This window comes from Lentzea sp. NBRC 102530 (assembly GCF_030269365.1).
Lineage (GTDB): Bacteria > Actinomycetota > Actinomycetes > Mycobacteriales > Pseudonocardiaceae > Lentzea.
Map to the genome: position 1 here is coordinate 203,760 of NZ_BSTF01000011.1, position 25,536 is coordinate 229,295.

Annotated in this window: 25 protein-coding genes; 9 read left to right on the forward strand and 16 right to left on the reverse strand. The window is 69.9% G+C overall.

The features are described from left to right. The first annotated feature begins 36 nt into the window (after positions 1 to 36). Positions 37 to 846: a hypothetical protein gene (locus QSK25_RS28395; protein WP_285642752.1), complete on the forward strand. Its 810-nt coding sequence runs from the start codon at positions 37 to 39 to the stop codon at positions 844 to 846. Between the two features lie 145 nt (positions 847 to 991). Here QSK25_RS28395 and QSK25_RS28400 read toward each other — a convergent pair whose 3' ends face one another. From QSK25_RS28400 to QSK25_RS28415, 4 genes are all read right to left on the reverse strand, one after another. Beyond that, entirely contained in the window at positions 992 to 1,597 is a 606-nt protein-coding gene (locus tag QSK25_RS28400; RefSeq protein ID WP_030470877.1) for a GTP-binding protein, read from the reverse strand. Further along, positions 1,578 to 2,162: a DUF742 domain-containing protein gene (locus QSK25_RS28405; protein WP_285642758.1), complete on the reverse strand. Its 585-nt coding sequence runs from the start codon at positions 2,160 to 2,162 to the stop codon at positions 1,578 to 1,580. Before QSK25_RS28405 ends, QSK25_RS28400 begins: the two co-directional genes overlap by 20 nt. Before the next feature lie 216 nt (positions 2,163 to 2,378). Continuing rightward, complete coding sequence (locus QSK25_RS28410) at positions 2,379 to 2,798, reverse strand: roadblock/LC7 domain-containing protein (RefSeq protein ID WP_030470879.1); 420 nt, start codon at positions 2,796 to 2,798, stop codon at positions 2,379 to 2,381. Continuing rightward, complete coding sequence (locus tag QSK25_RS28415) at positions 2,795 to 6,139, reverse strand: sensor histidine kinase (RefSeq protein ID WP_285642763.1); 3,345 nt, start codon at positions 6,137 to 6,139, stop codon at positions 2,795 to 2,797. The genes QSK25_RS28410 and QSK25_RS28415 overlap by 4 nt, the downstream gene beginning before the upstream one ends. Before the next feature lie 484 nt (positions 6,140 to 6,623). Here QSK25_RS28415 and QSK25_RS28420 point away from each other — a divergent pair, with 484 nt between their 5' ends. Then, entirely contained in the window at positions 6,624 to 7,601 is a 978-nt protein-coding gene (locus QSK25_RS28420; RefSeq protein ID WP_285642765.1) for an ABC transporter substrate-binding protein, read from the forward strand. Positions 7,602 to 7,659: 58 nt separating this feature from the next. On the opposite strand, the gene QSK25_RS28425 is transcribed toward QSK25_RS28420, so the two are convergent. The 4 genes from QSK25_RS28425 to QSK25_RS28440 form a co-directional block, all read right to left on the reverse strand. Continuing rightward, positions 7,660 to 8,541, reverse strand: a complete 882-nt coding sequence (locus tag QSK25_RS28425) for an LppU/SCO3897 family protein (protein WP_285642767.1) — start codon at positions 8,539 to 8,541, stop codon at positions 7,660 to 7,662. A gap of 355 nt (positions 8,542 to 8,896) precedes the next feature. Continuing rightward, on the reverse strand, positions 8,897 to 9,406 hold the full coding sequence (locus QSK25_RS28430; protein WP_502881903.1) for an LppU/SCO3897 family protein: 510 nt from the start codon (positions 9,404 to 9,406) through the stop codon (positions 8,897 to 8,899). A 55-nt stretch (positions 9,407 to 9,461) separates the two neighbouring features. Next, entirely contained in the window at positions 9,462 to 9,944 is a 483-nt protein-coding gene (locus tag QSK25_RS28435) for an LppU/SCO3897 family protein (RefSeq protein WP_285642771.1), read from the reverse strand. A 50-nt stretch (positions 9,945 to 9,994) separates the two neighbouring features. Beyond that, the gene (locus tag QSK25_RS28440; RefSeq protein WP_285642772.1) at positions 9,995 to 10,576 is read right to left on the reverse strand and encodes a hypothetical protein; all 582 of its coding nucleotides are present in this window, start codon (positions 10,574 to 10,576) and stop codon (positions 9,995 to 9,997) included. Positions 10,577 to 10,685: 109 nt separating this feature from the next. On the opposite strand from QSK25_RS28440, the gene QSK25_RS28445 reads away from it, so the two are divergent. Together QSK25_RS28445 and QSK25_RS28450 are read left to right on the forward strand one after the other, a co-directional pair. Further along, a complete protein-coding gene (locus QSK25_RS28445) occupies positions 10,686 to 12,326 on the forward strand; it encodes a DNA repair helicase XPB (protein WP_285642773.1) in 1,641 nt (546 codons plus the stop codon). Continuing rightward, positions 12,323 to 12,751: a hypothetical protein gene (locus QSK25_RS28450; protein ID WP_285642775.1), complete on the forward strand. Its 429-nt coding sequence runs from the start codon at positions 12,323 to 12,325 to the stop codon at positions 12,749 to 12,751. The genes QSK25_RS28445 and QSK25_RS28450 overlap by 4 nt, the downstream gene beginning before the upstream one ends. On the opposite strand, the gene QSK25_RS28455 is transcribed toward QSK25_RS28450, so the two are convergent. Then, on the reverse strand, positions 12,713 to 13,261 hold the full coding sequence (locus QSK25_RS28455; protein ID WP_285642778.1) for an HAD hydrolase-like protein: 549 nt from the start codon (positions 13,259 to 13,261) through the stop codon (positions 12,713 to 12,715). The genes QSK25_RS28450 and QSK25_RS28455 overlap by 39 nt on opposite strands. Positions 13,262 to 13,324: 63 nt before the next feature. On the opposite strand from QSK25_RS28455, the gene QSK25_RS28460 reads away from it, so the two are divergent. Then, a complete protein-coding gene (locus QSK25_RS28460; protein ID WP_285642779.1) occupies positions 13,325 to 13,924 on the forward strand; it encodes a PhnE/PtxC family ABC transporter permease in 600 nt (199 codons plus the stop codon). On the opposite strand, the gene QSK25_RS28465 is transcribed toward QSK25_RS28460, so the two are convergent. Further along, positions 13,848 to 15,353 carry a trypsin-like serine protease gene (locus QSK25_RS28465; protein ID WP_285642781.1) on the reverse strand — a complete coding sequence of 502 codons (1,506 nt, stop codon included), beginning with the start codon at positions 15,351 to 15,353 and terminating at the stop codon, positions 13,848 to 13,850. The genes QSK25_RS28460 and QSK25_RS28465 overlap by 77 nt on opposite strands. 129 nt (positions 15,354 to 15,482) lie before the next feature. Here QSK25_RS28465 and QSK25_RS28470 point away from each other — a divergent pair, with 129 nt between their 5' ends. The 4 genes from QSK25_RS28470 to QSK25_RS28485 all read left to right on the forward strand — a co-directional run bounded on the left by QSK25_RS28470 (position 15,483) and on the right by QSK25_RS28485 (position 19,412). After that, on the forward strand, positions 15,483 to 16,166 hold the full coding sequence (locus QSK25_RS28470) for a response regulator (protein WP_285642782.1): 684 nt from the start codon (positions 15,483 to 15,485) through the stop codon (positions 16,164 to 16,166). Between the two features lie 26 nt (positions 16,167 to 16,192). After that, entirely contained in the window at positions 16,193 to 17,548 is a 1,356-nt protein-coding gene (locus QSK25_RS28475) for an ATP-binding protein (RefSeq protein WP_285642951.1), read from the forward strand. Between the two features lie 206 nt (positions 17,549 to 17,754). Continuing rightward, on the forward strand, positions 17,755 to 18,486 hold the full coding sequence (locus QSK25_RS28480) for a GerMN domain-containing protein (RefSeq protein WP_285642783.1): 732 nt from the start codon (positions 17,755 to 17,757) through the stop codon (positions 18,484 to 18,486). A gap of 8 nt (positions 18,487 to 18,494) precedes the next feature. Further along, a complete protein-coding gene (locus QSK25_RS28485) occupies positions 18,495 to 19,412 on the forward strand; it encodes an o-succinylbenzoate synthase (RefSeq protein ID WP_285642952.1) in 918 nt (305 codons plus the stop codon). Here QSK25_RS28485 and QSK25_RS28490 read toward each other — a convergent pair. Genes QSK25_RS28490 through QSK25_RS28515 form a run of 6 tightly spaced genes read right to left on the reverse strand, consistent with a single transcriptional unit; the run spans position 19,402 to position 25,471 of the window. Continuing rightward, positions 19,402 to 19,947, reverse strand: coding sequence for a Uma2 family endonuclease (locus QSK25_RS28490; RefSeq protein WP_285642784.1), 546 nt, complete (start codon positions 19,945 to 19,947; stop codon positions 19,402 to 19,404). The two genes, QSK25_RS28485 and QSK25_RS28490, sit on opposite strands and share 11 nt — an antisense overlap. Positions 19,948 to 19,991: 44 nt before the next feature. Continuing rightward, complete coding sequence (locus QSK25_RS28495; protein WP_285642785.1) at positions 19,992 to 21,083, reverse strand: CapA family protein; 1,092 nt, start codon at positions 21,081 to 21,083, stop codon at positions 19,992 to 19,994. 26 nt (positions 21,084 to 21,109) lie between these two features. Beyond that, the gene (locus tag QSK25_RS28500; RefSeq protein ID WP_285642786.1) at positions 21,110 to 21,706 is read right to left on the reverse strand and encodes an SRPBCC family protein; all 597 of its coding nucleotides are present in this window, start codon (positions 21,704 to 21,706) and stop codon (positions 21,110 to 21,112) included. Next, a complete protein-coding gene (locus tag QSK25_RS28505) occupies positions 21,703 to 22,518 on the reverse strand; it encodes an FAD binding domain-containing protein (protein WP_285642787.1) in 816 nt (271 codons plus the stop codon). Before QSK25_RS28505 ends, QSK25_RS28500 begins: the two co-directional genes overlap by 4 nt. Further along, positions 22,515 to 24,941 (reverse strand): xanthine dehydrogenase family protein molybdopterin-binding subunit, encoded by a 2,427-nt coding sequence (locus QSK25_RS28510; RefSeq protein ID WP_285642788.1) that lies wholly within the window; start codon positions 24,939 to 24,941, stop codon positions 22,515 to 22,517. The genes QSK25_RS28505 and QSK25_RS28510 overlap by 4 nt, the downstream gene beginning before the upstream one ends. After that, positions 24,938 to 25,471 (reverse strand): (2Fe-2S)-binding protein, encoded by a 534-nt coding sequence (locus QSK25_RS28515; RefSeq protein WP_285642789.1) that lies wholly within the window; start codon positions 25,469 to 25,471, stop codon positions 24,938 to 24,940. Before QSK25_RS28515 ends, QSK25_RS28510 begins: the two co-directional genes overlap by 4 nt. Positions 25,472 to 25,536 lie beyond the last annotated feature (65 nt).

Consider the following 25,536-nt stretch of genomic DNA (forward strand, 5'->3'; position numbering starts at 1 on the left):
CGAGACACGTCCGCCGACCAAGGAGGTCACTCGCACATGGTCAGCTCCCGGTGGGCTTTGAGAGCCGCCGCCACCGTCACGACCCTGGCGTTCGCCCTGCCGTTCGGCACCGGCACCGCGAACGCCGACCCGATCATCCAGGTCCTGGGTGACAACAACGTCAACGCGACGGTGGGGGTGAGCGGCAACGTCGACATGCTCGACGTCGCCGCCGGCGCCCACGTCGCGATCGACACCGGGCCCGGCATCAGCGTCATGAGCAACGGTGGCATCCAGGTCGCACTCGGCCTCGCGGCCCAGGTGGACGCGGGTGTCGGCGCTGAGGTGGAGGTCGACGCCTACGAGTCCGAGATCGAGATCGAACTCGACTCGGTGGTCGACGCGGAAGTGGAAGTGGAACCGGCCGTGAACGCCGCGGTGGTAGCTGACACGGATGTCGCTGCCGACGTGAGCGAAGCGGACGGGGACCGCGCACCCGCTGCCGCACCCGCCGTCGTGGCCGAGCCGGTCATGCCGACCGTCGAACCGGTGCCCGCGGCTGCTCCGGCCGAGGCTCCCCTCACCGCGGCGGCCGCGGTCACCGCGGACGCGGTGGCGGACGTCGGTGTCGACGCCGGCCTCGTGGTCGACGCGGACATCGACGCGGACGTCGACGCCGGGATCGGCATCGGCATCGGCATCGGGTCGTACGGGCACCACGACTGCCACCACTACCACCACGGCCTGCTGGACGGTCTGCTGAACATCGGGATCGGCGCCGGCGTCGGCGCGGGAGCCGATGTGGACCTCGGCAGTGGTGACGTGTCGATCGGTGCGTTCGTCGGGGTCGGCCTGACCATCGGGTAGCAGGGCCGCACGGCGAAAGGACGACCGCTTGGACCCACCGGAACCGGACTGAGTCAGACCGCAACGACGAGGCGAGCGCCGCACCCGAAGGTGGCGCTCGCCTCGTTCAGTTGTCGTGCGGTGCGAGAACTCCGGCGGAAGGAGTTCAGCCCGCGCGGACGGACATCCACTGGCGCATCGCGTGCTCCACCAGCGTGATGAGCGTCTGCTTCGTCGACTGCCGGTTGCGCGCGTCGCACGTCACGATCGGCACCGACTCGTCGATCGTCAGCGCTTCGCGCACGTCCTCCAGCCTGTGGTGCAGGAGGCCGTCGAAGCAGTTGACGCCGACGACGTACGGCAGCTGCCGGTCGTCGAAGAAGTCGATCGAGGCGAACGCGTCGGCCAGGCGGCGGGTGTCGACCAGGACGATGGCGCCGATGGCACCACGGACCAGGTCGTCCCACATGAACCAGAACCGGTGCTGACCCGGTGTACCGAAGAGGTACAGGATCAGGTCGCTGTCGAGCGACACGCGGCCGAAGTCCATCGCGACGGTCGTGGTGACCTTGTTGGGCGTGGCGGAGAGGTCGTCCACCCCCGCGCTGGCCTCGGTCATCACCGCCTCGGTGGTCAACGGGACGATCTCGGACACCGAGCCGACGAACGTCGTCTTGCCCACACCGAAGCCACCCGCCACCACGATCTTGGCGGAGGTCGTCGGCTTCCGTGCGCCCTCGGCGCCCTGGGGACTAGAGCCTGCGAAGCCCACTGAGCACCCTCTCCAGGAATTCCATGGAAGGCCGGTCCCCCACGACCAGACCGCCCTGGTGAATCAAAACCAAACCCATGCTTGCCATGTCGCCGATCAACACCCGCACGACGCCAAGTGGCAAGCGTAGGAGTGCCGCGACCTCGGCCACCGACCGCGTGTCCACACACAGCCCGCAGATCGACCTGTGCTCGGGAAGAACTGCGGCATCCCGTTCGAGGCCCTTCTCACTGGTGGAGATGAGCGCCTCGATAGCAAGGTCGTAGTCGGGCCGTGTGCGTCCACCGGTGCGTGTGTAAGGCCGCACCAGTGAACCCGAGTCCGCAGAAGCATTCTCCTCCGGACGCACCGAAGGCTGTGCACCGGTGCTGTACGCCGGTTGCGCACCGGTGCTGTACACCGGATGCGAACCGGTTGTGTACGGCAACTGCTCCGGTACCGCGTCCGGCATCTCGTGCTGGCCGAAGAGGTCCGCACCGGGTCCACCGAACAACCCGGTGCCGTACCCGTCTATGTCGAACCTGTTCGGCACGTCGTCGTACGGATACGACGACGAGTCATCCACCTCACGCTGAGACATATCGCCTAGCCCTTGCCCTGTAACCCGCTCATCGTGGGGGGTGTCCTCGGCTTCCTCTGGTTCTTGGGGTATCGCATCAGGCTCTTCGAACTGGAACCCACCAGAAGCCCACTCCTGGTAGTTGAAGTTCCTACCGAAGCCACGGCCTCTAGCGCCAGATCTACCAGCCATTTGTTCTCACCCCTGAACTTCAGATGAGGTCTAGCGACGGACCACGCCCTGAAGCTGCGCGCGCAGCTCAGGGGTGAGTTGTTGACCGACTCTCTCCACCAACAGCGTCATCTCGTAGGCCACGAGGCCGATGTCGCAGTTGGGTGCCGCCAGAACGGCAAGACAAGAGCCGTCACTGATCGACATGAGGAACAGGTAACCCCGCTCCATCTCGACGACCGTCTGGTTGACCCCGCCTGCCTCGAAGCAGCGGGCAGCACCCTGGGTGAGGCTGACCAGTCCGGACGCGACCGCGGAAAGCTGTTCTGCGCGGTCCCTGGGCAAGCCCTGGGAACCGGCGAGCAACAGCCCGTCCGCGGACACCACAACGGAATGTGCCACACCGGGCACCCTCCGCACGAAGTCGGTGATAAGCCAACCAAAGCTGCCTGGCTGCGCTGCGGTCGTCACTCCTGCTCCTCGTTCTGCCGGCTCGACTGGTCACCAGCGTATGCCTCGATCAATGCGTGCCGGCCTCGCTTGACACCACTCTGCAGGCTCGACATCCGTCCGCGCACCGCGTCGGCGGTGCGGGGCGGCAGCGGCGGGCGCTGCGCTGTCGATGTCAGGGACTGCGGCTTGGGTGCAGCAGATCCTGGCACGAGCTGAGCCTTCGGTGTCCGTTTCGGCAATCCTGCCGTGGTCTTCGTCTCCGGCGTCTTGTTCAACAACGCCTGAGCCGCGTGCCATCCCTCATCGGCTGGCGATTGCCAGGCCGACTCGGAAGTGGATGCCGCCGCTGGAGTCTCCTCCACAACGGGCTCCGGTTCCACAACTCGCTCCTGCTCGGCGGGTGCGGGTACTTCCTCGGCCGCCGGCTGGATCTTCGAGCGCGGCGTGCGCACGGGAAGACCAGCGGCCGACGTGGTGGTGGGTGCCACCGCCGGGACAGGCTTGCGGGTTCGGGTCGGGAGCTCCGGTTCCGGCCCGTCCGACAGCGGAGGGGTCGTCGGCGGCTCGTCGATGTACTCGACCGAACCCTTGTCGGTCCCGCCGAGCCTCGACTCGACGTGCCCGTTGGTGGTGGCCGGCGCGTCGTCCTCCGCGTTCGCGGGGACCGGCTGAGCGGCCGAAGCGGACGTCTCGCTGCCCACGGCCTGGAACCACTGCGACAGGACGGCCTCGTAGATCGGGAGGCGTTCGGTCGGGGCGTCCAGGTCGTGTTCGACCTTCTTGCTCGACGAGCCGTTGCGGTGACCCATCCCGATGTCGAGGCGGCCCTCGTCGGCCGAGGCGTGCGACACGCCGTTGGTCGAGGAGCGGTCGTCGTCGATCGGCGGGATCGGGACGAACTGCGTGGTCTCGTAGCCGGGCTCGAAGGAGATCTCGCCGGCCTCTTCGTTGCGGTCCTCGTAGGCCGTGAAGAGCGTGGGCTCTCCGAACGACCCCTCGGGCTCCACCGCGGAGAGCTGGTCGCGGCGCCACCGCTCGGACGGCGTCACGTCCTCGACCGGCGGCGGGTCCTGGTAGACCGGGATCGCCGTCGCGCCCGCACCGGTGTCGGTGATGCCGCTCGGGACGAAGCTGACCGGGATGCCGGGGTTGCTCGGGCTCGACTCGTCGATGCGCGGCTGCATGCCGGTCGAACCGCCGAACGCGCCGGCGATGCCGCTGGCCCTCGTCGCCGTGGTGCCGATCTCCGTCGTGTGCTCGGCCGGTGCCATCGGCATCGACACGGGCGGCATCGAGGGCGAGGACGCGGTCGGCGACATGCCGAACGCGGACGCCAGCCCACCGGAACCGGACGGCGGCGTCGAGGTCGGTGCCTGGCCGGGGATCGCGATGAGCGTCTCCGGCACGATCACCAGTGCCGTCGTGCCGCCCTCGATGTCCTCGTTGCCGCGCAGGCGGACCTTGATGTCGTGGCGCTTGGCGAGCCGCGCGACCACGTACAGGCCCATCCGGCGGGAGACGGCGACGTCGACGTCCGGCGGGTCGGCCAGGCGCTCGTTGGCGTCGATGATCTCCTGGTCGCCCATGCCCACGCCGCGGTCCTGGATCTCGATCGCCAGCTCGCCCTTGCGGGTCTTGGCCGTGCGAACGGTGACCTTGGTGACCGGGTCGGAGAACGCCGTGGCGTTGTCCAGCAGCTCGGCGATGAGGTGCACGAGGTCGTTGACCGCGCGACCCTGGACGGTGAGGTCCGGAGTCTGGCCGACCTGCACGCGGGCGTACTGCTCGACCTCGGAGACCGCGGCGCCGAGGACCTCGGCGGCCGGGACGGGCCGGGTCAGGCGACGCGAGAGGTCCGTACCCGAGAGGACCAGGAGGTTCTCCGAGTTGCGGCGCATGCGGGTCGCGAGGTGGTCGAGCTCGAACAGCGAGGCCAGCTGGTCCGGGTCCTGCTCGTCCTGCTCCAGCCGGTCGATCAGGTTCAGCTGGCGCTCGACCAGGGCCTGAGAGCGACGGGACAGGTTGACGAACATCGCGTTGACGTTGTCACGCAGGAGGGCCTGCTGGGCGGCCAGTCGCACCGCTTCACCGTGCACCGCGTCGAACGCGCGCGCCACTTGGCCGACCTCTTCCCGCGTGTGCACCGGCACCGGCTCGACGGCGGTCTTGGCCGCGTCCTCCGGGTTCGGGTCCGCGAGGATGCGCTCGACCGCGTCGGGGAGTCCGTGGTCGGCGACGTCGAGGGCGGTGCGGCGCAGCGTGCGCAGCGGGTTCAGGATCGAGCGGGCGACGAACAGCGCCATCAGCAACGCGAGCGCGAGGATCGCGAGGACGAGGCCGGACTCGACGTACGCCCTGGTGCGGGTGTCCGCGGCCAGTTGGTCGGTCTTGGTCTGCAGCTGCTCGACGAGCAGGTTCTCGACGTCGCGCGTCAGGTTGACCGTCAGCGTGGCCGCGATGTCCCACTTCTCGGGCGTGACCTGCGTGAAGGCCTTCTGGCCGGCCTGCGCGTTGATCGCCGATTCCTGCATGTCGTTCGCGTTGTCGACGATCAGGCCGGTGACGGTGTCGTCGTAGATCTTGGCCTGTTCGGGCGTCGCGGACTTGCGGAAGTCGTTGCGGGCCGCGCCGAGTTCGGCGTCCGCCGCCTGCAGGGAACGCAGCTGGGACGGCGTGAACGCCTTGCGCTGGAAGACGTCCAGGAGGATCGCCCGCTTGAGCGACTCCTGCTCCTTGATGCGCGCGATGGCGTTCGTGGTGAGGTGCAGTCGCACCAGTTCCGGGTCGCTGATCTCGGCGATCGTCTGCTCACCGAGGTTGATGAGCGTCTCGATGGACTCCGAGTAGGTCCGCTGGACGGCCTCGGCGGGGTACTGCGTGTCCCGCACCGAGTTGCGGAGGCTGTTGAGGCGGTCGAGCTGCTTGGCGGCGACCTGGAAGCGCTCGACGGCCGTCGAGTTCAGGTCGGAGCTGAGCTCGGCGATGCGGTTGCTGAACGCCTCGGTGGTGTCGTTCACGCGGCGCAGCTGGCGTTCGAGGACGACCCTGTCGACCCTCTTGTTCGACGCGACGTAGCTGACCGACAGGTCGCGTTCGCGCTGCAGCTGCTGCACCAGGTCCGCGACGGCGGTCTCGAGGCGGATCTGGTTCGCGAGGTTGTTGAACTCCGTCGCGGCCTGGAGGTCGGTGCGCACGCGCAGACCACCCAGGGCGAGCGCACAGACCGTCGGGATGAGCAGAACGGCGAGCAGCTTCGTGCGCAGCCGCCAGTTGCGCAGGCGCCATCCCGCGGATCGGGCAGATCCTGAACCGGGTGCGGAACCGGTGTCGTGCTTCACCGGGTCCGGTGTCACGTCCATCGGTCCGTTACCCAGCGCAGCCAGTCCGTCACCCGATTCGGGCCTTTCGGAGCGTGTGGTGTCACCCACGCCAAACTGGCTGGGACCTCTCTCACGTCGGGCCACTCTGGGCTTCCTCTTCCAGCAGCAGTGTCCCGGTCTCTCCCCAGGACCGAGCATGGACTCGTCAAACGGGCCGAATTGCAGCACAGAGGTCGTTCGCCCGGTGAGGCGCCCTACCCCGTCTGAAGACACGTCGGTCTACTACAACCTGTGCCACCCGAGCCGGAAGGGTAATGGGCACCCCCTGTGTTGGGGAAGTCTCCAGAAGCACTCACCGTATCGAGATGGGGTGTCGTTTCATACGTTCAGGTGGTTAACATCCCCGGTTGTCGGCACACCCCATGTCCGTCCGAACGCGCAGTTCGGACTGCGGACGCCCTGGTCTGTGGCGACACTCACTGATCAAATCGAAGCTACCCAAGGCCTACCGGCGAGAGGTGCCATGGCTACCCGAGCCAAAGCTCTGCGGCTTGTCGCAGTGCTCACCACGTGTGTTCTGACCGCGAGCTGCGGCCTGTTCGGAGGTTCCTCCGACGGCGCGAACGCGGACATCGAACGCAACGTCCTGCGCATCGGCGTGCTGCCGGTCGTCGACGTGGCCCCGTTGCGGATCGCGCTGACCGAGAAGCTGTTCGAGAAGGCCGGACTCCAGGTCAACCTGGTCACGCAGCCCAGCGAGCAAGAAGCCATCAAGCAGCTGGGCACGACGCTCGACCTCACGTGGGCGACGCACGTCAGCATCTTCCGCGCGGTCGCCGAGGGCACCGAGCTCCAGCTGCAGGGCGAGGCCTACCAGGCCGGCCCGAACTCGATGGCGCTGGTCGCGAAGTCCGACTCGGACTACGACGATCCCGGCAAGAAGGACGCGCCGCGCATCGCCGTGAACAGCGAGACCGACATCGGCGCGCTCACCACGCGTGCCGTGCTGGACACCGCCGCGGTCGAGAAGCAGAAGATCAAGTTCACCAACATGCCGTTCGCGGACATGGAAGCCGCGCTGATCGGCGGCAGTGTGGACGCGGCCTTCATGATCGAACCGTTCATCACGAAGGCGCAGCGCAAGATCGGCGCGAAGATCGTCACGGACACCGCGCGCGGCCCGACACTCGACTTCCCGATGTCCGGGTACGCCTCGTCGAAGAAGTTCGCCGAGGAGAACCCGAAGACGATGAAGCTGTTCCGGGACGTGCTGCGCCAGGCGCAGCAGCGCGCGCAGAGCAACAAGCTCGCCGTGCAGGACTCGCTGACCAGCTACGCCGACGTGGACGCGCCGACCGCGGCCCTCGTGTCCGTGGGCACGTTCCCGCTGTCGCTGAACCCGATCCGGCTCCAGCGCGTCGCCGACATGATGGACACCGAGGACGTGCTGTCCGGGCGTCTCGACGTGCAGCAGCTGCTACCGCCCGGCACGACGAATTAGTTGCTTTCGGGCATGAGAATTGGCGGGCCGGTTTTCCGGCCCGCCATTTCTCGTTCGATCACTGTCCGCCGAGCGCCGTTACGCAGTAAGTGATGCCCGGCGCCGGTTCCGCGTACGAAATCGGGTTGCCGGCGGCGCACTGGGCGTTCCCCTCGCGCACGACCTTCTCGATCTTGAAGACCTTCTGGACGGCGAACTCGTTACCGCCCTTCGAACAGTCGACGGGCTTCATGCCCTCCATGTTCATCTTCACGAGCTCTTCCTCGTAGCACTTGCCCTCTTCGAGCTTCTCGACGAGGCAGAGCTTGAGCGACGAGGTGCGCCTGCCGGACTCGGTGTACTCGGCGTACTCGTCACTCGGGCACGACTCCGACGTGGACTTCATGGCCTTGGCGATGAAGTAGTTCGCCTCGGGCGAGGAGCAGTCGACCTTCTTGTACTTCGGGCTGAAGGTCGTGCCGGTGACGCTCGCGCAGTCGCCGGGCTTGGCCGACGGCTCGGTGAGGCCACTCAGACCGCCGCTGACCAGCATCTTCACCACGATGACGACGCCGGCGATCAGGACGAAGCTGAGGATCGCGCCGATGACCTTGCCGGCCTTGCTCTTCTTCGGCGGCACGGGCGCGCCGTAGGGCATGGGCTGGCCGGGCATCCCGGGCGGCGGCGGTCCGTACGGGCCGGGCTGGCCCGGTTGTCCCGGCTGGCCCGGCTGGCCCGCGTAGGGCTGCTGGGCGTAGGGGTCACCCGGCTGACCGGGCTGTCCCGGCTGGCCCGGGTAGGGCTGCTGGGCGTACGGGTCACCCGGCTGACCGGGCTGCGCGGGGTAGCCCTGGGGCGGCGTTCCGTACGGGTTCGGCTGGCCGTACGGCTGTTGCGGCTGACCTCCGGGAGGTGGGCCGTAAGGCCCAGGCTGCTGCTGGGGGTACTGGGGGTCGGTCACTGGATTCCTCTCGGACGGGTCGCGCGAAAGACCGCGAAGACCGGAGCGCTGGGATGCGCCTCCGGTCTCGTCAGGTCGAAGTCGGGATTACCCCAGACGGCCCATGTCCCCCGACACGGCCGGAGCAGAGCGTGCCACGCGCGGCTGCGGACCGCTCGCGCTTTACGGAAACGTTACGGCGGCTTGGATCACCTAGGCCCTGTCCTGCAGGTCCGTCGGGCGGCAGTGGCGGCTGAGGGCCCCGGAGGCGGCACCGCCACGACGCCCGAATACCTCCGGTATGAGGACATCGTGGCGGCACCGCCTCCGGCTCGCTCACCCGCGCCTGCCACCTGACAGACCTGCAGGACAGGGCCTAGACGGCTTGGGTGCAGTAGGTCAGGCCGACCTCGGGGTAGCTGTAGCGCTTCTCGTAGACGGCGCAGGACGGCGCCGGCACGTCCCGGCTGACCCGGTTCACCCGGAACGCGCCCTCGCCGCAGTCGACGGTCGTGAGCTCCATGCGGGAGAACGCCGTCGGGTAGCAGGCGCCCTGCTCCCACAGCGGGGCGAGGCAGATGCGGATCGACGGATCTTGCGCGCGTCGGGTGACCATGTCGCCGTAGGCGTTCTGACATCCCTCCGACCTGGCGACGACGCCGGTGACGACGTAGTTCGCGCTGGAGGAACCGCAGCTCACGGCATCGAAGTCCGGCTCGTTGGAGTAGCCGGTGACGTCCGCGCAGTCGCCGGCCTTCGGCGTCTGGACCGGGGTGAGGAACTCGGAGACGCCGTAGATCGCGACCGCCGCCACGAGCACCGTGAGGGCGTAGGTCAGCACTCGCCTGGCCAGGCTCTTCCTGGGCGCGGGCGGCTCTTCGATCATCACGCCGGGAAGCGTTCCACGTCGCCGCGGGGCTGTGGTGCGGAATCCGGCAAGATCACTGCCGCTGGTCGCCGCGCTCCAGGCAGAACGTGACGGCGGGCTCCGGGAAGACGGCCGCGCGCTGGTCACCGCAGGCGGCGCCGTCGGCCTTGCCGGAGACGACCTTGGCCACCTTCACCGAGTCCTTGGTGGCGCAGTCGACCTTGGCGATGCCGGTCTCGGCGCTCTGGCCGTAGCAGGCGCCCTCGACGAAGTTCGGCATCAGGCACAGCGTGGCGTCACCGGTGTACGTCGAGTAGTCCATGCCGCCGGACGGGCAGGTCTTCTCGTTCCACTGCAGGACCTTGGCGATCTTGACGTTCGCCTGCTCGGACCCGCAGTCGAGCGCCTCGTAGGTCGGGTTGTCGAGCGCGCCGGAGATCCGCGCGCAGTCGCCCGCGCGCGCCGCCTTCGCCACGTCGCCGAGCTGGCTCACCACGAACCCGCCGATGAGGACGAACGCGAAAACAACAGCGATACCCAGGCCGACCTTCTTCATGGCCTGGGTATCGGCGTCATACGGGGTCGAACTCAACCGGGTTCACCCGATCAGGAGCCTTCGTGGACACCCATGCAGTAGACGGAGGCGGGCTCGCTGAACCGCAGCTCGCTCGAGCCCTCGGGGCACACGGTGCCCTCCTCGGGCAGGCCGTCGACCTTCTTCACGATCTTGACCGGGGACTCGGTCGTGCAGGCTTCCTTCTTGAAGGCGCCGTCGTCACCCGAGGTGTAGCAGTTGCCCTCGGCGAGGTTCGGCATCAGGCACATCGTCCTGCTGCCGTCCTTCACCGGCTCGTAGATGCCCTCGGCCGGGCAGGGGTCCTCGGCGTTGTTCAGCACCGAGGCGACGCGGTGCGTGGCCGAGGTGCTGTCGCAGCCCTCCGAGGAGATGTTCCAGTCACCGTCCGGCTTGTCCACGTCCTTCGGCGAGGCGCTCACGCAGTCGCCGACCCCGGTGGTGTTGAGCGCCGTCAGCGCCCACACGCCACCGCCGACCAGCACGATCGCCAGCACGCCGACGATGGCGAACTTCAGCCAGCTGTTCTTCTTGGGCGACTCGTCGGTCTCGGGCTCCTCCGCGGGGTTCACCACGGCCGAAGGCTCGACGGGATCAGTCGACTCGGTGCTCATGGGCGAGAACGTACGACACCGCGTGTGGGCTTCGTGTGTCGCCTCACACTTGTCGTCGCCAATTGACGCAGGTCGAACGCATTTGGCGTCGTCAGGGAGACTTGTCGGCGTGACCGATGGCCCTTTGATCGTCCAGTCGGACAAGACGCTGCTGCTCGAGGTCGACCACCCGCTCGCCGACGACGCGCGCACGTCCATCGCGCCGTTCGCCGAGCTGGAGCGGGCTCCCGAGCACGTCCACACGTACCGCGTGACGCCGCTGGCGCTGTGGAACGCGCGCGCGGCCGGGCACGACGCCGAGCAGGTGGTGGACGCCCTGGTGCGGTTCAGCCGCTACCCGGTGCCGCAGCCGCTGCTGGTGGACGTGGTCGACACGATGAGCCGGTTCGGCCGGCTCGTGCTCACCAACAACCCCGCCCACGGGCTGGTGCTGCACTCCAACGACCGCGCGGTCCTCGAAGAGGTCCTGCGCAACAAGAAGGTCGCGCCGATGTTCGGCGCCCGCATCGACGACGACACGGTCATCGTGCACCCGAGCGAACGCGGCCGCCTCAAGCAGCTGCTGCTCAAGGTCGGCTGGCCGGCCGAGGACCACGCCGGGTACGTCGACGGCGAGGCGCACCCGATCGAGCTCGAGGAGAACGGCTGGAAGCTGCGCGACTACCAGCGCCTCGCCGCCCAGGCGTTCTGGGCGGGCGGCTCCGGCGTCGTCGTGCTGCCGTGCGGCGCGGGCAAGACGCTGGTCGGCGCGGCGGCGATGGCCGAGGCGCAGGCGACCACGCTGATCCTCGTCACCAACACGGTGGCCGGACGGCAGTGGAAGCGCGAGCTGATCGCCCGCACGTCGCTCACCGAGGACGAGATCGGCGAGTACTCGGGTGAGCGCAAGGAGATCCGGCCGGTCACGATCGCGACCTACCAGGTGATCACCCGCAAGTCGAAGGGCGAGTACAAGCACCTGGAGCTGTTCGACTCGCGCGACTGGGGCCTGATCGTCTACGACGAGGTCCACCTGCTGCCCGCGCCGGTGTTCCGGATGACCGCCGACCTGCAGTCACGCCGCCGGCTGGGGCTCACGGCGACCCTGGTGCGCGAGGACGGTCAGGAAGGCGACGTCTTCTCGTTGATCGGGCCGAAGCGGTACGACGTGCCGTGGCGCGACATCGAGGCGCAGGGCTGGATCGCGCCCGCCGAGTGCACCGAGGTCCGCGTGACGCTGACGGACAACGAGCGCCTGCAGTACGCGACGGCCGAGCCCGAGGAGCGCTACAAGCTCTGCTCGACCGCCCGGACCAAGATCCCGGTGGTGCGGCGGATCATCGACCAGCGTCCCGACGAGCCGACCCTCGTGATCGGTGCTTACCTGGACCAGCTCGACGAACTGGGCGAGGAACTGGGGGCACCGGTGATCAAGGGGTCGACCCGCAACAAGGAGCGCGAGGAGCTGTTCGACCAGTTCCGCCGCGGTGAGATCCGCACGCTGGTGGTCTCGAAGGTCGCGAACTTCTCGATCGACCTGCCCGAGGCGTCCGTCGCGATCCAGGTGTCCGGCACGTTCGGCTCGCGCCAGGAGGAGGCCCAGCGCCTCGGCCGCATCCTGCGTCCCAAGGGCGACGGCCGGCAGGCGCACTTCTACTCGGTGGTCGCGCGGGACACCCTCGACACCGACTACGCGGCGCACCGCCAGCGCTTCCTGGCCGAGCAGGGCTACGCGTACAAGATCGTCGACGCGGACGACCTGGTCGGATGACCGGCTGGTGGATGTGGGACCCGGCCGGAACGGTGCCGTCGCGCCGTTTCCGGTCGGAGGAGTCGCTGGCTTCGTCCGCACCTGCCTCCCAGGTCGTCCGGTCCTCCGACTTCACCTGCCCCGTGCAGCGCCGCCGGGCCACGGCCGTGCGGTCCGACTTCCTGGCCGTGACCGGTGACCCGGTGCAGGTGGCGCTGGTCGAGCAACGGCTGTGGACGTTGCTCGTGGCGTTGCGGCGGGCTCAGCCCGTGCGCGACGCCCTGGCGACCTCGGTGGGACGCGCCGGCCGTGCCGCCCTGGTCGCGGAACCGTCCCGCGAGCTGGCCGAGTTCGACCGGCGCTTCGACCAGTTCGCCGACGCCCTGCGCGTGCTGGTCACCTCGCCGTCACCGGAGCAGCTGCGCCACACCGCCGCTCTGGACTAGCGCCGGGATCTCCGCGACGCTGCCGAGCAGGTGCGTGTGGTCGGCGGTGCTCAGTTCCTGCTCGGTCTGGCTGCCGCTCAGCACGCCGACGACGAACCCCGCCCCGGCGTTCGTGCCCGCCTCCAGGTCGCGGACGGTGTCCCCGGCGGTGAGCACCCTGCAGACGTTCCGGACGCCGGTCAACTCCATCGCCCGGTGGATCATGAACGGCGCCGGGCGGCCCGCCCGCACGTCGTCCACGCAGACGACGGCGTCGAGCTCGTCCCCCCAGCCGGGGACGGCGAGCAGGCCGTCCCCGACCGAGCGGTCGAAGCCGGTGGTGAGCGCGACCTTGATGCCGCTGTTCCGCAGCTGTGCCAACGTCTCCGGCACGCCGGGGATCGGGGTCGGCGGCGTAGCCCTCCAGTCCCGCAGCAGGGCCGGGTGCGCCTGCTGGGAGTTCTCGATCGAAAAGCTCACCAGGTCGGTCCGGTAGCGGTCGTCCGAGCACTCGACGGGCCGTCCGTCCACTCCGGACGCGCAAGGGTGTTCCCGCGGAAGTGGTGCTCCCAAAGCGATCTCGAGGAGTTCTCGATGCTCGGGAAGTCCTCGGAGGCAGCCGTGATCACGCTCCACATCGGACTGCCGGGCACCACGTTCTCCATCCCGTTCGCGCTCGCACTGGCACTTCTCGCTTCCAGGGCAACGACTTCCGCCGCGTGGGCGCAGCAGTCGGCACGCGCGGCGCTGTCGTTCCTGCGGGCGGTGCCGGACGTGGTGTTCGCGTTGATCTTCGTGACGGCGGTGGGGCTCGGGCCGTTCGCGGGCGTGCCGGCGCTGGTGTTCCACAACACCGGCGTCATGGGCAGGCTCTGGGCCGAGGCGATGGACGAGAGCGACCGCGGGCCGCGCGACGCGGTGCGGGTGACCGGTGCTTCCGGTCCGCAGGTCGCGCTGCACGCGGTGCTCCCGACCGTGTTGCCGTCGCCGGCGGGACTCCTGCTCTACCGGCTGGACGTGAACGTGCGGTCGTCGCTCGTCCTCGGCCCGGTCGGCGCGGGCGGCATCGGGTTCCTCGTCAACCAGTCGATCAAGCTGGTCCGGTTCGACGAGATGGTCACGCACATCCTCGTGGTGCTGGTGGTCGTGGTCGATCAGGCGTCCGCACTGGTGCGCAAGAGGCTAGGTGCTTGACCTGCTGGCCGTAGCGGGCGCCTTGGCGCACGGTCACCGAGCCGTCCGCTGCGACCTCGCAGGGGTTGTCGGCCGTGCACTGCTCACCGCTGTCGTTGCCGGTGCTGTGCACTCCGACGACGGTGACGCCGTCCCGCAGCACGATCGGCGCACCGGAACCACCGTGCGACGGCGTGCACTCGGGGTTGTAGCGATAGGCGTTGTCCTGCGTGTAGCCCTCTTCGCGCAGATGCGGGACAACAGCCTCGATCGTGCACTGGAAGCGGTTGCCGTTGCCCGCCGAGATGACGTCGACGCGCTCGCCGGGCCGTGCGGACCGGTCCGCGAGCGTGAAGACCTTCACGCGCGCGGCCCTGAGCTGCGCGTAGGTCCGGTCGAGCTGGAAGAGCGCGGTGTCGGTGCCGGACATGGACGCGCGCAGCAGGTGCGTCGTCTTCACCTCGGCCTGCGGGTAGCCCTGGCGGTCGCCGATGGTCACGGGGATCTCCAGCGGCACGTTCCGCAGGGTCTCGCCCGGTGCGGGGCGTTCGGGGACGCAGTGGCCGTTGGTGAGCAGCAGCGCGGGGTCGTCCTCCCTGGTCTTCGAGGTCCGGACGACCGAACCCGAGCAGACGCCACCGAGCGATGCGGCGCCTTCGAGGTTCGGCACCGGGGTGTCCGGCGGGTTCAGGCGGCCGGTGACGACGTCGGCGACCCACCCCTTGAAGTGGTGCACGTCGGTGTACATGACGGGCCGGTCGTCGCCACCCGAACCGCTGACCAGGCCCGCCATCACCCAGCGGGCGCCGTCGCGGACGAGTGCGGGGCCGCCGGAGTCCATGTTGGTGGCGGCGACGCTGCCGTCCAGCGCGCCGATGCACAGCTCACGGTCGGCGTGGATGCCGTCGCAGGCGGACGCGGGCTGGATGACCGTGTCGGCCTCGCGCAGCTTCTGCGGGTAGCACTCGGGGACGCGGCGGTCGCACGTCATGCCCCAGCCGAGGATGCGCGCCCGCGTGCCGTCGGCGGGCCTCGCGTCCGGCAACGCCACGGGCTCCGTCTTCGCCGGTCGCTTCAGCTTCAGCAGGCCGATGTCGCCGTCCTGGACCGGGTGCGGTGAGTAGGTGATGAAGCGTTCGACCGCGATCACCTCGCCGCCGCTGCCCGCGTCGAGCGTGCCGAGCCGCACCGACCAGTCCTTCGGCCTGCCGACCTGGGCGAGGCTCGGGTTGTTGCGGGTGCAGTGACCCGCCGTGACCGCCCACTGCGGCGCGACCAGCGTGACACCGCACGTGTGGCCGTCCGGGCGGGGCGAGTCGGGACGTTGCAGGGAGCCGGAGAAGCGGTAGGCCTGCGGGGCCTCGTCGCCTCCCCTGATGGCGTGCGCCGGGGTGCCGGCGGTGATCACCGCAGCCACCGCGAAGATCGTCGTCAACAGGGATTTTCGCATGTCGCAGAGGCTGTCGGATGCGTGTCCGCACGGCGTGATGGCCGGGCAACAACTGCGCACGGGAGGTCGTTACGCAACGATGACGTCGCAAGAACGTCCCCATGAGACCCGTCCGGAAAGCTGGAGGGCATGCCGCGCGTACTGCTGATCGAGGACGACGAGGCGGTCCGCGAGGGACTGTCGCTCGCCCTGACCTACCAGGGCCACACCGTGGACGCGGTGCCCACCGGCGAGGAGGGCCTCGACCTGTTGAGCAGCGTCACGCCCGACGTCGTGGTGCTGGACCTGATGCTGCCGGGCGTGGACGGGTTCGAGGTGTGCCGCCGCATCCGCGCCACCGGTGACCTGCCGATCATCATGCTGACGGCGCGCAACGACGACATCGACGTGGTCGCGGGCCTGGAGGCGGGCGCCGACGACTACGTGGTCAAGCCGGCCCAGGCCCGCGTGCTGGAGGCCCGCATCCGCGCGGTGCTGCGCCGCTCGTCCGCCGCCCCGGTCGCCGAGGTCGTGGCCGAACGCCACGGCGACCTCACGATCGACCGCGACGGCCTCGTGGTGACGCGCTTCGGCCGGCCGGTCTCGCTCGCGCCCACGGAACTGCGCCTGCTGCTGGAACTCTCGTCGTCACCGGGCCGCGTGATGTCGCGGCAGCAACTGCTGGGTTCGGTGTGGGACCAGGGTTATCTCGGTGACTCGCGGCTGGTGGACGCGTGCGTGCAGCGGCTGCGCTCGAAGATCGAGGACGACCCTGCGGCGCCCGTGTACGTCCAGACCGTGCGGGGCTTCGGCTACCGCTTCGGACCGCTGTGACGCTCCGCCTGCGGCTGCTGCTGGCGATGGGCCTGCTGACCATCGTGACGGCCGCGGCCGTCGCCGGCGCGGGGTACGTGCGCGCCCGCGACGCGATCGTGCAACGCGCCCAGGACAACGCCGTCATCGAGACCACGAACCGCGTCGAGCAGCTCTACCCGCTGCCCGCGCGGGCGTTCGACCACGCCGCCCTGGAACGCATCGCCGGCCGCGTGTCGGGCCGCGAGGGTTCCGCGATCGCTTACGGCGACGGCATCTCCGCCGGCGGCATGGACCCGTCGGTGATCACCGCCGAGCTGCGTTCGCTCGTGTCGTCCGGACGCGTCGGCTGGCAGCGCGTGTCCTACGGCGACGGAGTGTGGCTCGTGGTGGGCATGCAGCTGCGGGTGGCGGCGGACGGTTCGTCGCGGGCGTCCGGCGCCGAGGTGTACGTGCTGCGGCCGTTCACGTCGGAGATCCAGGTCGTCGACGAACTGGCCCGCAACGCGTGGCTGATCGGCTCAGCGGTGCTCTTGCTGGCTCTGGGCCTGGGTTTTCTGGCCGCGCGGGGTGTGTTGCGGCCTGTCCGCGAGTTGCAACTGGCCGCGTGGAAGCTCGGCCAGGGCGACCTGACCGCGCGGGTGCCGGTGCGCGGGCGGGACGAACTGGCGTTGGTCGCGTCGACCTTCAACACCACGGCCTCTGCCCTCGAGCACCACGTCGGCGAGCTGACCAGGATGGAGGCGGACGCGCGCCGGTTCGTGGCGGACGTGTCGCACGAACTGCGCACCCCGCTGGCCGCGATGACGGCCGTGACCGACGTCCTGGACGCCGAGACCGCCTCGCTGCCGGGCGTCGCGGGCCAGGCCGCCCGCCTGGTGAACCGCGAGACGCTGAACCTGACGCGCCTGGTCAACGACCTGATCGAGGTCACCCGCTTCGACTCCGGCACGGCTGCGCTCGCGCTGGACGACGTCGACGTGGCCGAGGTGGTGCGGACGTGCCTGCGGATGCGCGGGTTCTCCGACGTCACCGCGACCCTGCCGGACGGCGTGCGGGCGCGGCTGGACCCGCGCCGGCTCGACGTGATCGTGGCGAATCTGGTCGGCAACGCCCTTCGGCACGGCGCGCCACCGGTGTCGCTGGTGCTGTCGGTGGCGGGGTCGTCGCTGGTGATCCACGTGGCGGACGCCGGGCCCGGGCTGCCGGAGGAGGTGCTGCCGCACGTGTTCGCGCGGTTCTACAAGGCGGACTCGGCTCGCGGCCGGTCGGAGGGGTCGGGGCTGGGACTCGCGATCGCGTGGGAGAACGCGCGGCTGCACGGGGGGACGCTGACGGCGGCGAACCGGCCTGGAGGCGGGGCGTTGTTCACGCTGCGGCTGCCGCTGGGTGGTGAGGAGTGAAGCCGGGGACTGTCGGTGGTGGCTGGGAGGATGAATTCAGGGGGACCCCCTGGAGGGGACGCCTGCGCGAGCTTGGGCGGATGGCCCGGTTCGGGCGGCGCGGCGGACCTGGGCAGGTGAATGGACTGGGACAGGCGGTCGGGCGTGGGAAAGAGGCCGGGCGCAGGCAGCAGGCCCGGCCCCGGCGGGTGGTCAGGTTCGGGCAGGTGGCCGAGCTTGGGCACGCGGCTCGGTTCGAACAGCAGGCCGGAGTCGTGCAAGAGGCCGGAGTCGTGCAAGAGGCCGGACTCGAGCAAGAGGCCGGAGTCGAGCAAGCGGTCGGGTTCGGGCGGCTGGCTCGGCTCGGGCGGCGAGCCAGGCCTGGGGAGGCGGTCGGGCTTGGGCAGGCAGCCGGACTCCGGCAGGCGGTCCGGCTTGGGCAGCGAGCCAGGTCTGGGCGGGCCGTCCCGCCTGCGCAGGCGGCTCGGGTCGAGCGCGTGGTGTGGCTCGGGCGGGCTGTGGGGGTCGTGGCGCTCGTGCTGGCCGTGCTCACGGCGTGCGGCATCCGCCCGACCGACCCGATCCCCGGCCTCGAAGCCCCCAGCGGGCCCGTCGAGAACACCTCGCCCTCGCTCTTCTGGCTCCTCGGCGGCCAGGTCGTGCCGGTGCCGCGCCCCCAGGGCAGTCTGAGCGGGCGGGACGTCGTGGCGTTGCTCGCCCAGGGGCCGAGCGCGGACGAGCAGGCGCGCGGGCTCACCAGTGAGGTGCCGTTCGACGCCGCGCCCGCGACGGTCGACCGCGTCGGCAACGGGTTGGACGTCACCGTCGCCAGTGACGTGTCGCAGCTCAGCGCGGCCGCTGTGCAGCAGATCGTGTGCACGTTGCTGGCCCTGCAGCCGGTGGGGACGGTCAACCTGCGCGGGGGTGGGCATTCGCTGGAGTTCCAGCGGTGCGCTTGAATCGGGGCGTGCACGTCTACTCCATTCCGATGCGCACCCGGTTCCGCGGCATCACCGCGCGGACCGGGCTGCTGTTCGAAGGTCCGGCCGGGTGGGGCGAGTTCTGCCCGTTCGAGGAGTACGGCGACGAGGAGGCGCAGGCCTGGCTGGCCTGTGCGGTGGAGGCCGCGAACGTCGGGTGGCCGGAGCCGGTCAGGGACCGCGTTCCGGTCAACTGCACCGTGCCCGTGGTCGGTCCGGAGCGGGCCCACGAGATCGTCAGCGGGTCCGGGTGTTCGACGGCCAAGGTGAAGGTGGCCGAGTCGACGCTCGAAGAGGACTGCGCGCGGCTTGAGGCCGTGCGGGATGCGCTGGGGCCCAACGGGTTCGTCCGGGTCGACGCGAACATGATGTGGGACGTCGACACGGCTGTCACGGCCATCAGGGCGATGGACAGGGCCGCCGGTGGGCTTCAGTACGTGGAACAGCCGTGTCACACGTTGGACGAACTGGCCGCCGTGCGCCGGAAGGTGACCGTGCCGATCGCCGCGGACGAGTCGATCCGCAAGGCCGAGGACCCGGTGAAGGTCGCCGTGGCGGGGGCAGCGGACATCGCGGTGATCAAGGTGGCGCCGCTCGGCGGGGTGCGGAGGGCTCTCGAGGTCGCCGAGGCGTGCGGGTTGCCGTGCGTGGTGTCGTCGGCGTTGGAGACGTCCGTCGGGATGGCGGCCGGGGTCGCGCTCGCCGCCGCGTTGCCGGAGCTCGACTACGCGTGCGGGCTGGCCACGCTGCAGTTGCTGGACGGCGACGTCACCTCGGATTCGCTGCTGCCGCAGGACGGGTATCTGCCCGTGCTCACGAAGGCGCCGGTGCCCGACCGGATCGCGGAGTTCGAGACCGGCGACCAGGCCTGGGTGGAACGGTTCCAGCGCGTGCTCAGCCGCTGAGCCGGTCCAGGTGCAGTCGTAACGGGAACGGGTCGCGCGCCTCGAACACCTCGACGGCCGGGGGCGCCTCCTCGTACGAACGCTCCGGGGTGAGGCGCAACGCGGTCAGCGACACCGGCGCGGTCAGGTCGACCAGCCAGTAGAACGGGATGCCCGCCTCGGCGTAGTCGAGGCGCTTGCACCGGCGGTCCGTGTAGCGCGAGTGCGGCGACACCACCTCGACCGCGAGGACCACTCGCGACGCCGGGACCAGGTCCTGACCGGGGTGGCACACCACCAGGTCGGGGCGCCGGACGAAACCGGGGGCGTCCGCGGGGGCGAGTTCCAGGTCGACCTCCGGGGCGTACGTGACCTGGAGGTGGGCCGGGAGCTGGGCGGCGAGCTGGGAGATCAGGTTGCCGCAGGCGTGGTTGTGGTCGGTCGACGCGGCCGGTGACTGGACCAGGCGGCCTTCCACGAGCTCGCGGTACCCGGACTCGGCAGCTCCCAGAGCGGCGTATTGAGCGACGGTGAGCACCACACGACCGTCGCACATGGAGGAGCTCCGATCAGGAGCCCGACTTCACACCTTCGAGCGGTCTACGGCTTGCCTCGGGTGAGGCCCTGCTCGGCCGCTCCCAGGCTGAACACGATGCCCTCGGTCCGGTTGATCGCCTCGGTCCGGCGCTCGGACGGGGACACACGGGTCAGGTCCACCAGCCGGATCGGCGGCCCCAGCTCGACCAGGGTCGGCGTGTAGGAGGCGTCGACGACGGACCAGCCGGTCGGCCCCTGTTCGAACTTGAAGCGCGCGACCACGCCCTCCTCGGTCACACCGCGGGGTTCGGCGTGCCGGGCGACCTCGTTGCCCAGCCCGTACGCGACCCACTTGCCGCCGATCTTCTCGAACGGCTGCACGACGTGCACGTGCGTCCCGATGATCAGGTCCAGCGCCGGGTCGGCCAGCAACTGACGGGCCAGCGCCTTCTGCTCGGCCGTCGCCTCGTGCTGGTACTCGTTGCCCCACTGCACGGACAGCACGACGACCTCGGCACCGGCGGCACGGGCGGCCCGCGCGTCGGCGAGGATCTTCGCGGCGTTGATCTGGTTCGCCCGCCACGGCTGCGGCAGCGGAATCCCGTTGAAGCCGTACGTGAACGACAGCTGGGCGACCTTCACCCCGCCCGCGTCCAGGATCAACGGCGCCGCGGACTCCTCCTGCGTGCGGTACGAGCCGGTGTGCTTCAGCCCGACGGCGTCCATCGCGTCCAGCGTCGTCGTGATCGCCGAGACACCCCGGTCCAGCGTGTGGTTCGAGGCCGTCGAGCACGAGTCGTACCCCACGTCGACGAGGCCCTTCGCCACCTCGGGCGGCGCGAGGAACGCCGGGTACCCGAAGAACGGCCCCTCCTTGGGCCCCAGCGGCACCTCGAGGTGGCACAGCGACAGGTCGGCCTTCAGCGTTTCCTTGATCCCCGAGAACAACGGCAGGTAGTCACGCCCGGCCGCGCCACCGTCGGCGACCGCCTGGTCGGTCAGCGCCGGGTGGATCAAGATGTCCCCGCCGGCCGTCAGCGTGAACGACCGGGGCGCGGGCGGCCCCTCGGACGTGGTCGAAGCAGGCGGAGGCGCCGAGGTGATCACGGTCGGCGAGCCGGTGCACGCGGACAGCAAAAGGCCGGTGGCCAGCACGAATGCCGGCCACCGGACCACACGCTTCAGCGCTGCCGCCGGCGTCGCAGGACCACGAACAGCACGACGGCGAACGCCGCGGCCGCGACGGGCAGCACGCGCTTCAACACCGGAACGCCTGCCGTGTCGATCAGGTCGATCGGCTCGTCGGGGACCACTCGGAGATGCTGCTGTTGCGCCACCTCGTCAGGATCCACGGAACTCAGCGTGCCCGCCAGGCATTCCGCGAACTGGTCGACGAGCTTGCCGCTGACCTCGGCGATCAGGCCGCGGCCCAGTTGCGCGGGACGCCCGGTGATCGCCAGGTCGGTCTCCACCTCCACGGTGTCGCCGACGACGAAGGTCACCAGCGCGGACGCCGTGCCGTTGCCGCGGGTGTCCTTGCCGGCGGCTTTCATGACGGCACGGCGCGCCACCGGGTCGACCTCGACGAACTCGCCGCTGCCCCGGTACAGCAACTGCACCGGGCCGAGCTTCACCTTCACCTCCCCGCTGAACGTCTTGCCGTCCACCGAGGTCAGCGTGGCGCCGGGCAGGCAGGGCGCCACCCGTTCCGGGTCGAGCAGCGCCTCCCACACCTCCTCGGCCGGACCCGGTGCGGCGAACGAGTGCGTCAGCTTCATCCGACCGCCGCCGTCAACGCGCGGCCGGTCAGCACGCGGGCCAGGTTGTCCTTGTACCCGTCGCCGGACGACGCCAGGCGGGCCGCCTCGGAGATCGCCGAGGTCGGCTGCCCGACGAGCGCCGCCTCGACGTCGACCGCCCGCACCGGCCCGGACCCGACGTTCGTGAGGCCCACCCGAGCGGCGGAGATCACGCCGTCCCGCACCTGGACGGTCGCCGCCACCGCGACGATCGACCACGCCTGCGCGACCCGGTTGAGCTTCTCGTAGTGCGCGCGCCAGCCCGTGTACTTCGGCACGCGGACGTCGATCAGGATCTCGTCGGGGGCCAGCGCCGTCGTGAAGTAGTCGACGAAGAACTCCGCCGCGGGCACCTCACGCCGTCCGCCGGGGCCGGCGATGATCATCACCGCGTCCAGCGCGAGCGCCGGGGCGAGCAGGTCGCCTGCCGGGTCCGCGTGGCACAGCGAGCCGCCGAACGTGCCGCGGTGCCGGATCTGCGGATCGGCGATGGTGTCCGTGACCAGCCTCAACAACAACGCGTGGTCCTGCACGAGGTGATCGCGCTGCACTTCGTAGTGCGTGGTCATCGCACCGATGAGCAACGAGTCGCCGTCGTCGCGCACGCCCGTCAGCTCGGTCAGGCCGCCGATGTCGATCAACGCCGTGGGTGCGGCGAGCCGCATCCGCAGCACCGGCACCAGCGACTGCCCTCCCGCGATGATCTTGGCGTCCTCACCCTCCTCGGCGAGCATCCGCACGGCTTCGTCCACGGAGGACGGGAACAGGTACCTGAAGTCCGCGGGGATCATGCCTGGCCTCCCTGCGCGTCGATGGAACCGAGCCCGCCCGCGGCGACCTCGCCGGCACCCGTGTCCTCACGACCCTGCAACGCGGTCCACACGCGTTCCGGCGACATCGGCATGTCGATGTCGCGAACACCCAGGTGCCGCACGGCGTCCAGCACCGCGTTCACCACGGCGGGCGTCGAGGCGATCGTGCCCGCCTCGCCGACTCCCTTGGCGCCCAACGGGTTCGAGGTCGCGGGTGTCGTGGTGCGGTCCGTCAGGAACGCCGGCAGGTCGGCCGCCGACGGCACGAGGTAGTCGGCGAACGTCGCCGTCGTCAGCGTGCCCATCTCGTCGTGCGTGGCCTCTTCGTACAACGCCTGCGCGATGCCCTGCGCGAGCCCGCCGTGCACCTGTCCGTCGACGATCAACGGGTTCACGACCGTGCCGACGTCGTCCACCGCCACGTACCGGCTGATCTTCACCAGGCCCGTCTCGGTGTCGACTTCCGTTGCGCACAAATGGGTTCCGTGCGGGTAGGAGAAGTTGTCCGGGTCGAACGTGGCGTCGGCGTCCATGCCGGGTTCCATGCCCTCGGGCAGGTCGTGTGCGACGTGCGCGGCCAGCACCACGTCACCGAGCGTTCGGGCGGTAGACGTGCCGCGGACCGAGAACGAGCCGGAGGCGAACTCCACGTCCGCCTCGTCGCACTCCATCATGTGCGCGGCCAGGGTCTTCGCCTTGGCCAGCACCTTGTCGGCCGCGTGCACCAGGGCCGTGCCACCGACCGCGAGCGACCGCGACCCGTAGCTGTCCATGCCCTTGTGCGACGTGGCCGTGTCGCCGTGCAGCACCTCGACGTCCTCGAACGGCACGCCGAGCCGGTCGGCGACGATCTGCGACCAGACCGTCTCGTGGCCCTGCCCGTGCGGCGAGGTCCCGGTGATCACCTCGACCTTGCCGGTGGGCAGCATGCGGATCGACGCAGTCTCCCACCCGCCTGCGCCGTACCGCAGAGCGCCCAGCACGCGGGACGGCGCGAGGCCGCACATCTCGGTGTAGGTCGAGATCCCGATGCCGAGCTGCACGACGTCACCGCCGGCGCGCCGCCGCGCCTGCTCCTCGCGCAGTTCGTCGTAGCCGAACAGTTCCATCGCCCTGGCCGTCGCGGCCTCGTAGTTGCCGGAGTCGTAGGTGAGCCCGGCGACCGTGGTGAACGGGAACTCCTCGTGCTTGATCCAGTTCATCTCGCGGAGCTTCATCGGCTCCATGCCGAGTTCGACCGCGAGCTCGTCCATCATGCGTTCGATGGCGAACGTCGCCTCGGGCCGGCCGGCCCCGCGGTAGGCGTCCGTGGGCACCTTGTTGGTGAAGACGTTGGTGCACACGAACCGGTAGCCCGCGAACTTGTAGATCGAGTTGAACATGAACGCGCCCAGGATCGGCACGCCCGGCGTGACGAGCCGCAGGTAGGCGCCCATGTCGGCGAGCAGTTCGACCTTCAGGCCGGTGACCGTGCCGTCGCGGCGGGCGGCCATCGTGATCTTCTGGATCTGGTCGCGGCCGTGGTGCGCCGACAGCATCGACTCGGTGCGCGACTCGGTCCACTTGACCGGGCGGCCCATCCGGCGCGCGATCAGCAGGCACAGCAGCTCTTCCGGCGTGACCTGGAGCTTGCCGCCGAAGCCGCCGCCGACGTCCGGGGCGATCACCCGGAGCTTGTGCTCGGAGATGCCCGTGACGGCCGAGAGCATCCACCGCAGGATGTGCGGGATCTGCGTCGCGGACCAGACGGTGTACATGCCGGCGGTGACGTCCACGACGACCGACCGCGGTTCCATGAACGCCGGGATCAGCCGCTGCTGCTTGAACGTCCGCTCGAGCACGACCTCGGCGGCGGCGATCTCGTCCTCGACGTTCGTGCCGGACCCCGCCTCGGCGGAGTCGAAGACCCACGTCGCGCACTTGTTCGTGCCGAGGTCGGGGTGCACGAGGTCGTTGTCCCGCAACGCTTCTTCCATGTCGAGCACGACGGGGAGGTCCTCGTAGTCGACGTCGATCGCTTCCAGCGCGTCCGCGGCGTGGTAGGCGCTGTCGGCGATCACGACGGCGACGGCCTCGCCGGCGAAGTTGACCTGGTCCACCGCGATCGCGGGCGCGGCAGGCGACTTCATGTCCTCGGTGATCGGCCACGCGCAGGGCAGCGAGCCCTGCTCGGCGGCGAAGTCCTCCCCGGTCAGCACCAGCGCCACCCCCGGCATCGCCGTCGCGCGGCTGACGTCGACGTTCGTGATGCGGGCGTGGGCGACGGGGCTGCGCAGCACGGCCATGTGCAGCATGCCGGTGAGCTGCAGGTTGTCGGTCCACCTCGTCTGCCCGGTGATCAGCCGGGCGTCCTCCTTGCGGAGCCGGGCCTTGCCGACCTCCGACTCTGCCGTGGCGGTCATTCGCCACCTACCGGCTGCTTCGCGGTGATGTGCTCGTCGCTGTGCCGCTCCTGGTCGGGACCGGCGCCGGGTTTCATCCGCTGGGCGGCGTCCTGCACCGCGCGCACGATGTTCTGGTAGCCCGTGCAGCGGCAGAGGTTGCCCTCCAGGCCCTTGCGCACGGTCTCGTCGTCGGGATCGGGTTCGTCGGCGAGCAGGTCGATCGCCTGCATGATCATGCCGGGCGTGCAGAAACCGCACTGCAACGCGTGGTTGGAGTGGAACGCCTCCTGCACCGGATGCAGCTTGCCGTCGCGAGCGAGGCCTTCGACGGTGGTGACGTCGTGGCCGTTCGCCTGCACGGCCAACATCTGGCACGACTTCACGCTGTGGCCGTCGAGGTGGACGGTGCAGGCGCCGCAGTTGCCGGTGTCGCAACCGACGACGGTGCCCGTCTTGCTCAGTCGCTCACGCAGGTAGTGCACGAGCAGGAGGCGTGGTTCGACCTCGTCGGCGTACGTGACTCCGTCGACGTTGACCGAGATGTGCATTCGAACCCTCCCAGGGTGGTGGGGCCTTGAGTGACGAGGGTCACTCCAGCTTGCTCCCTGTTTGC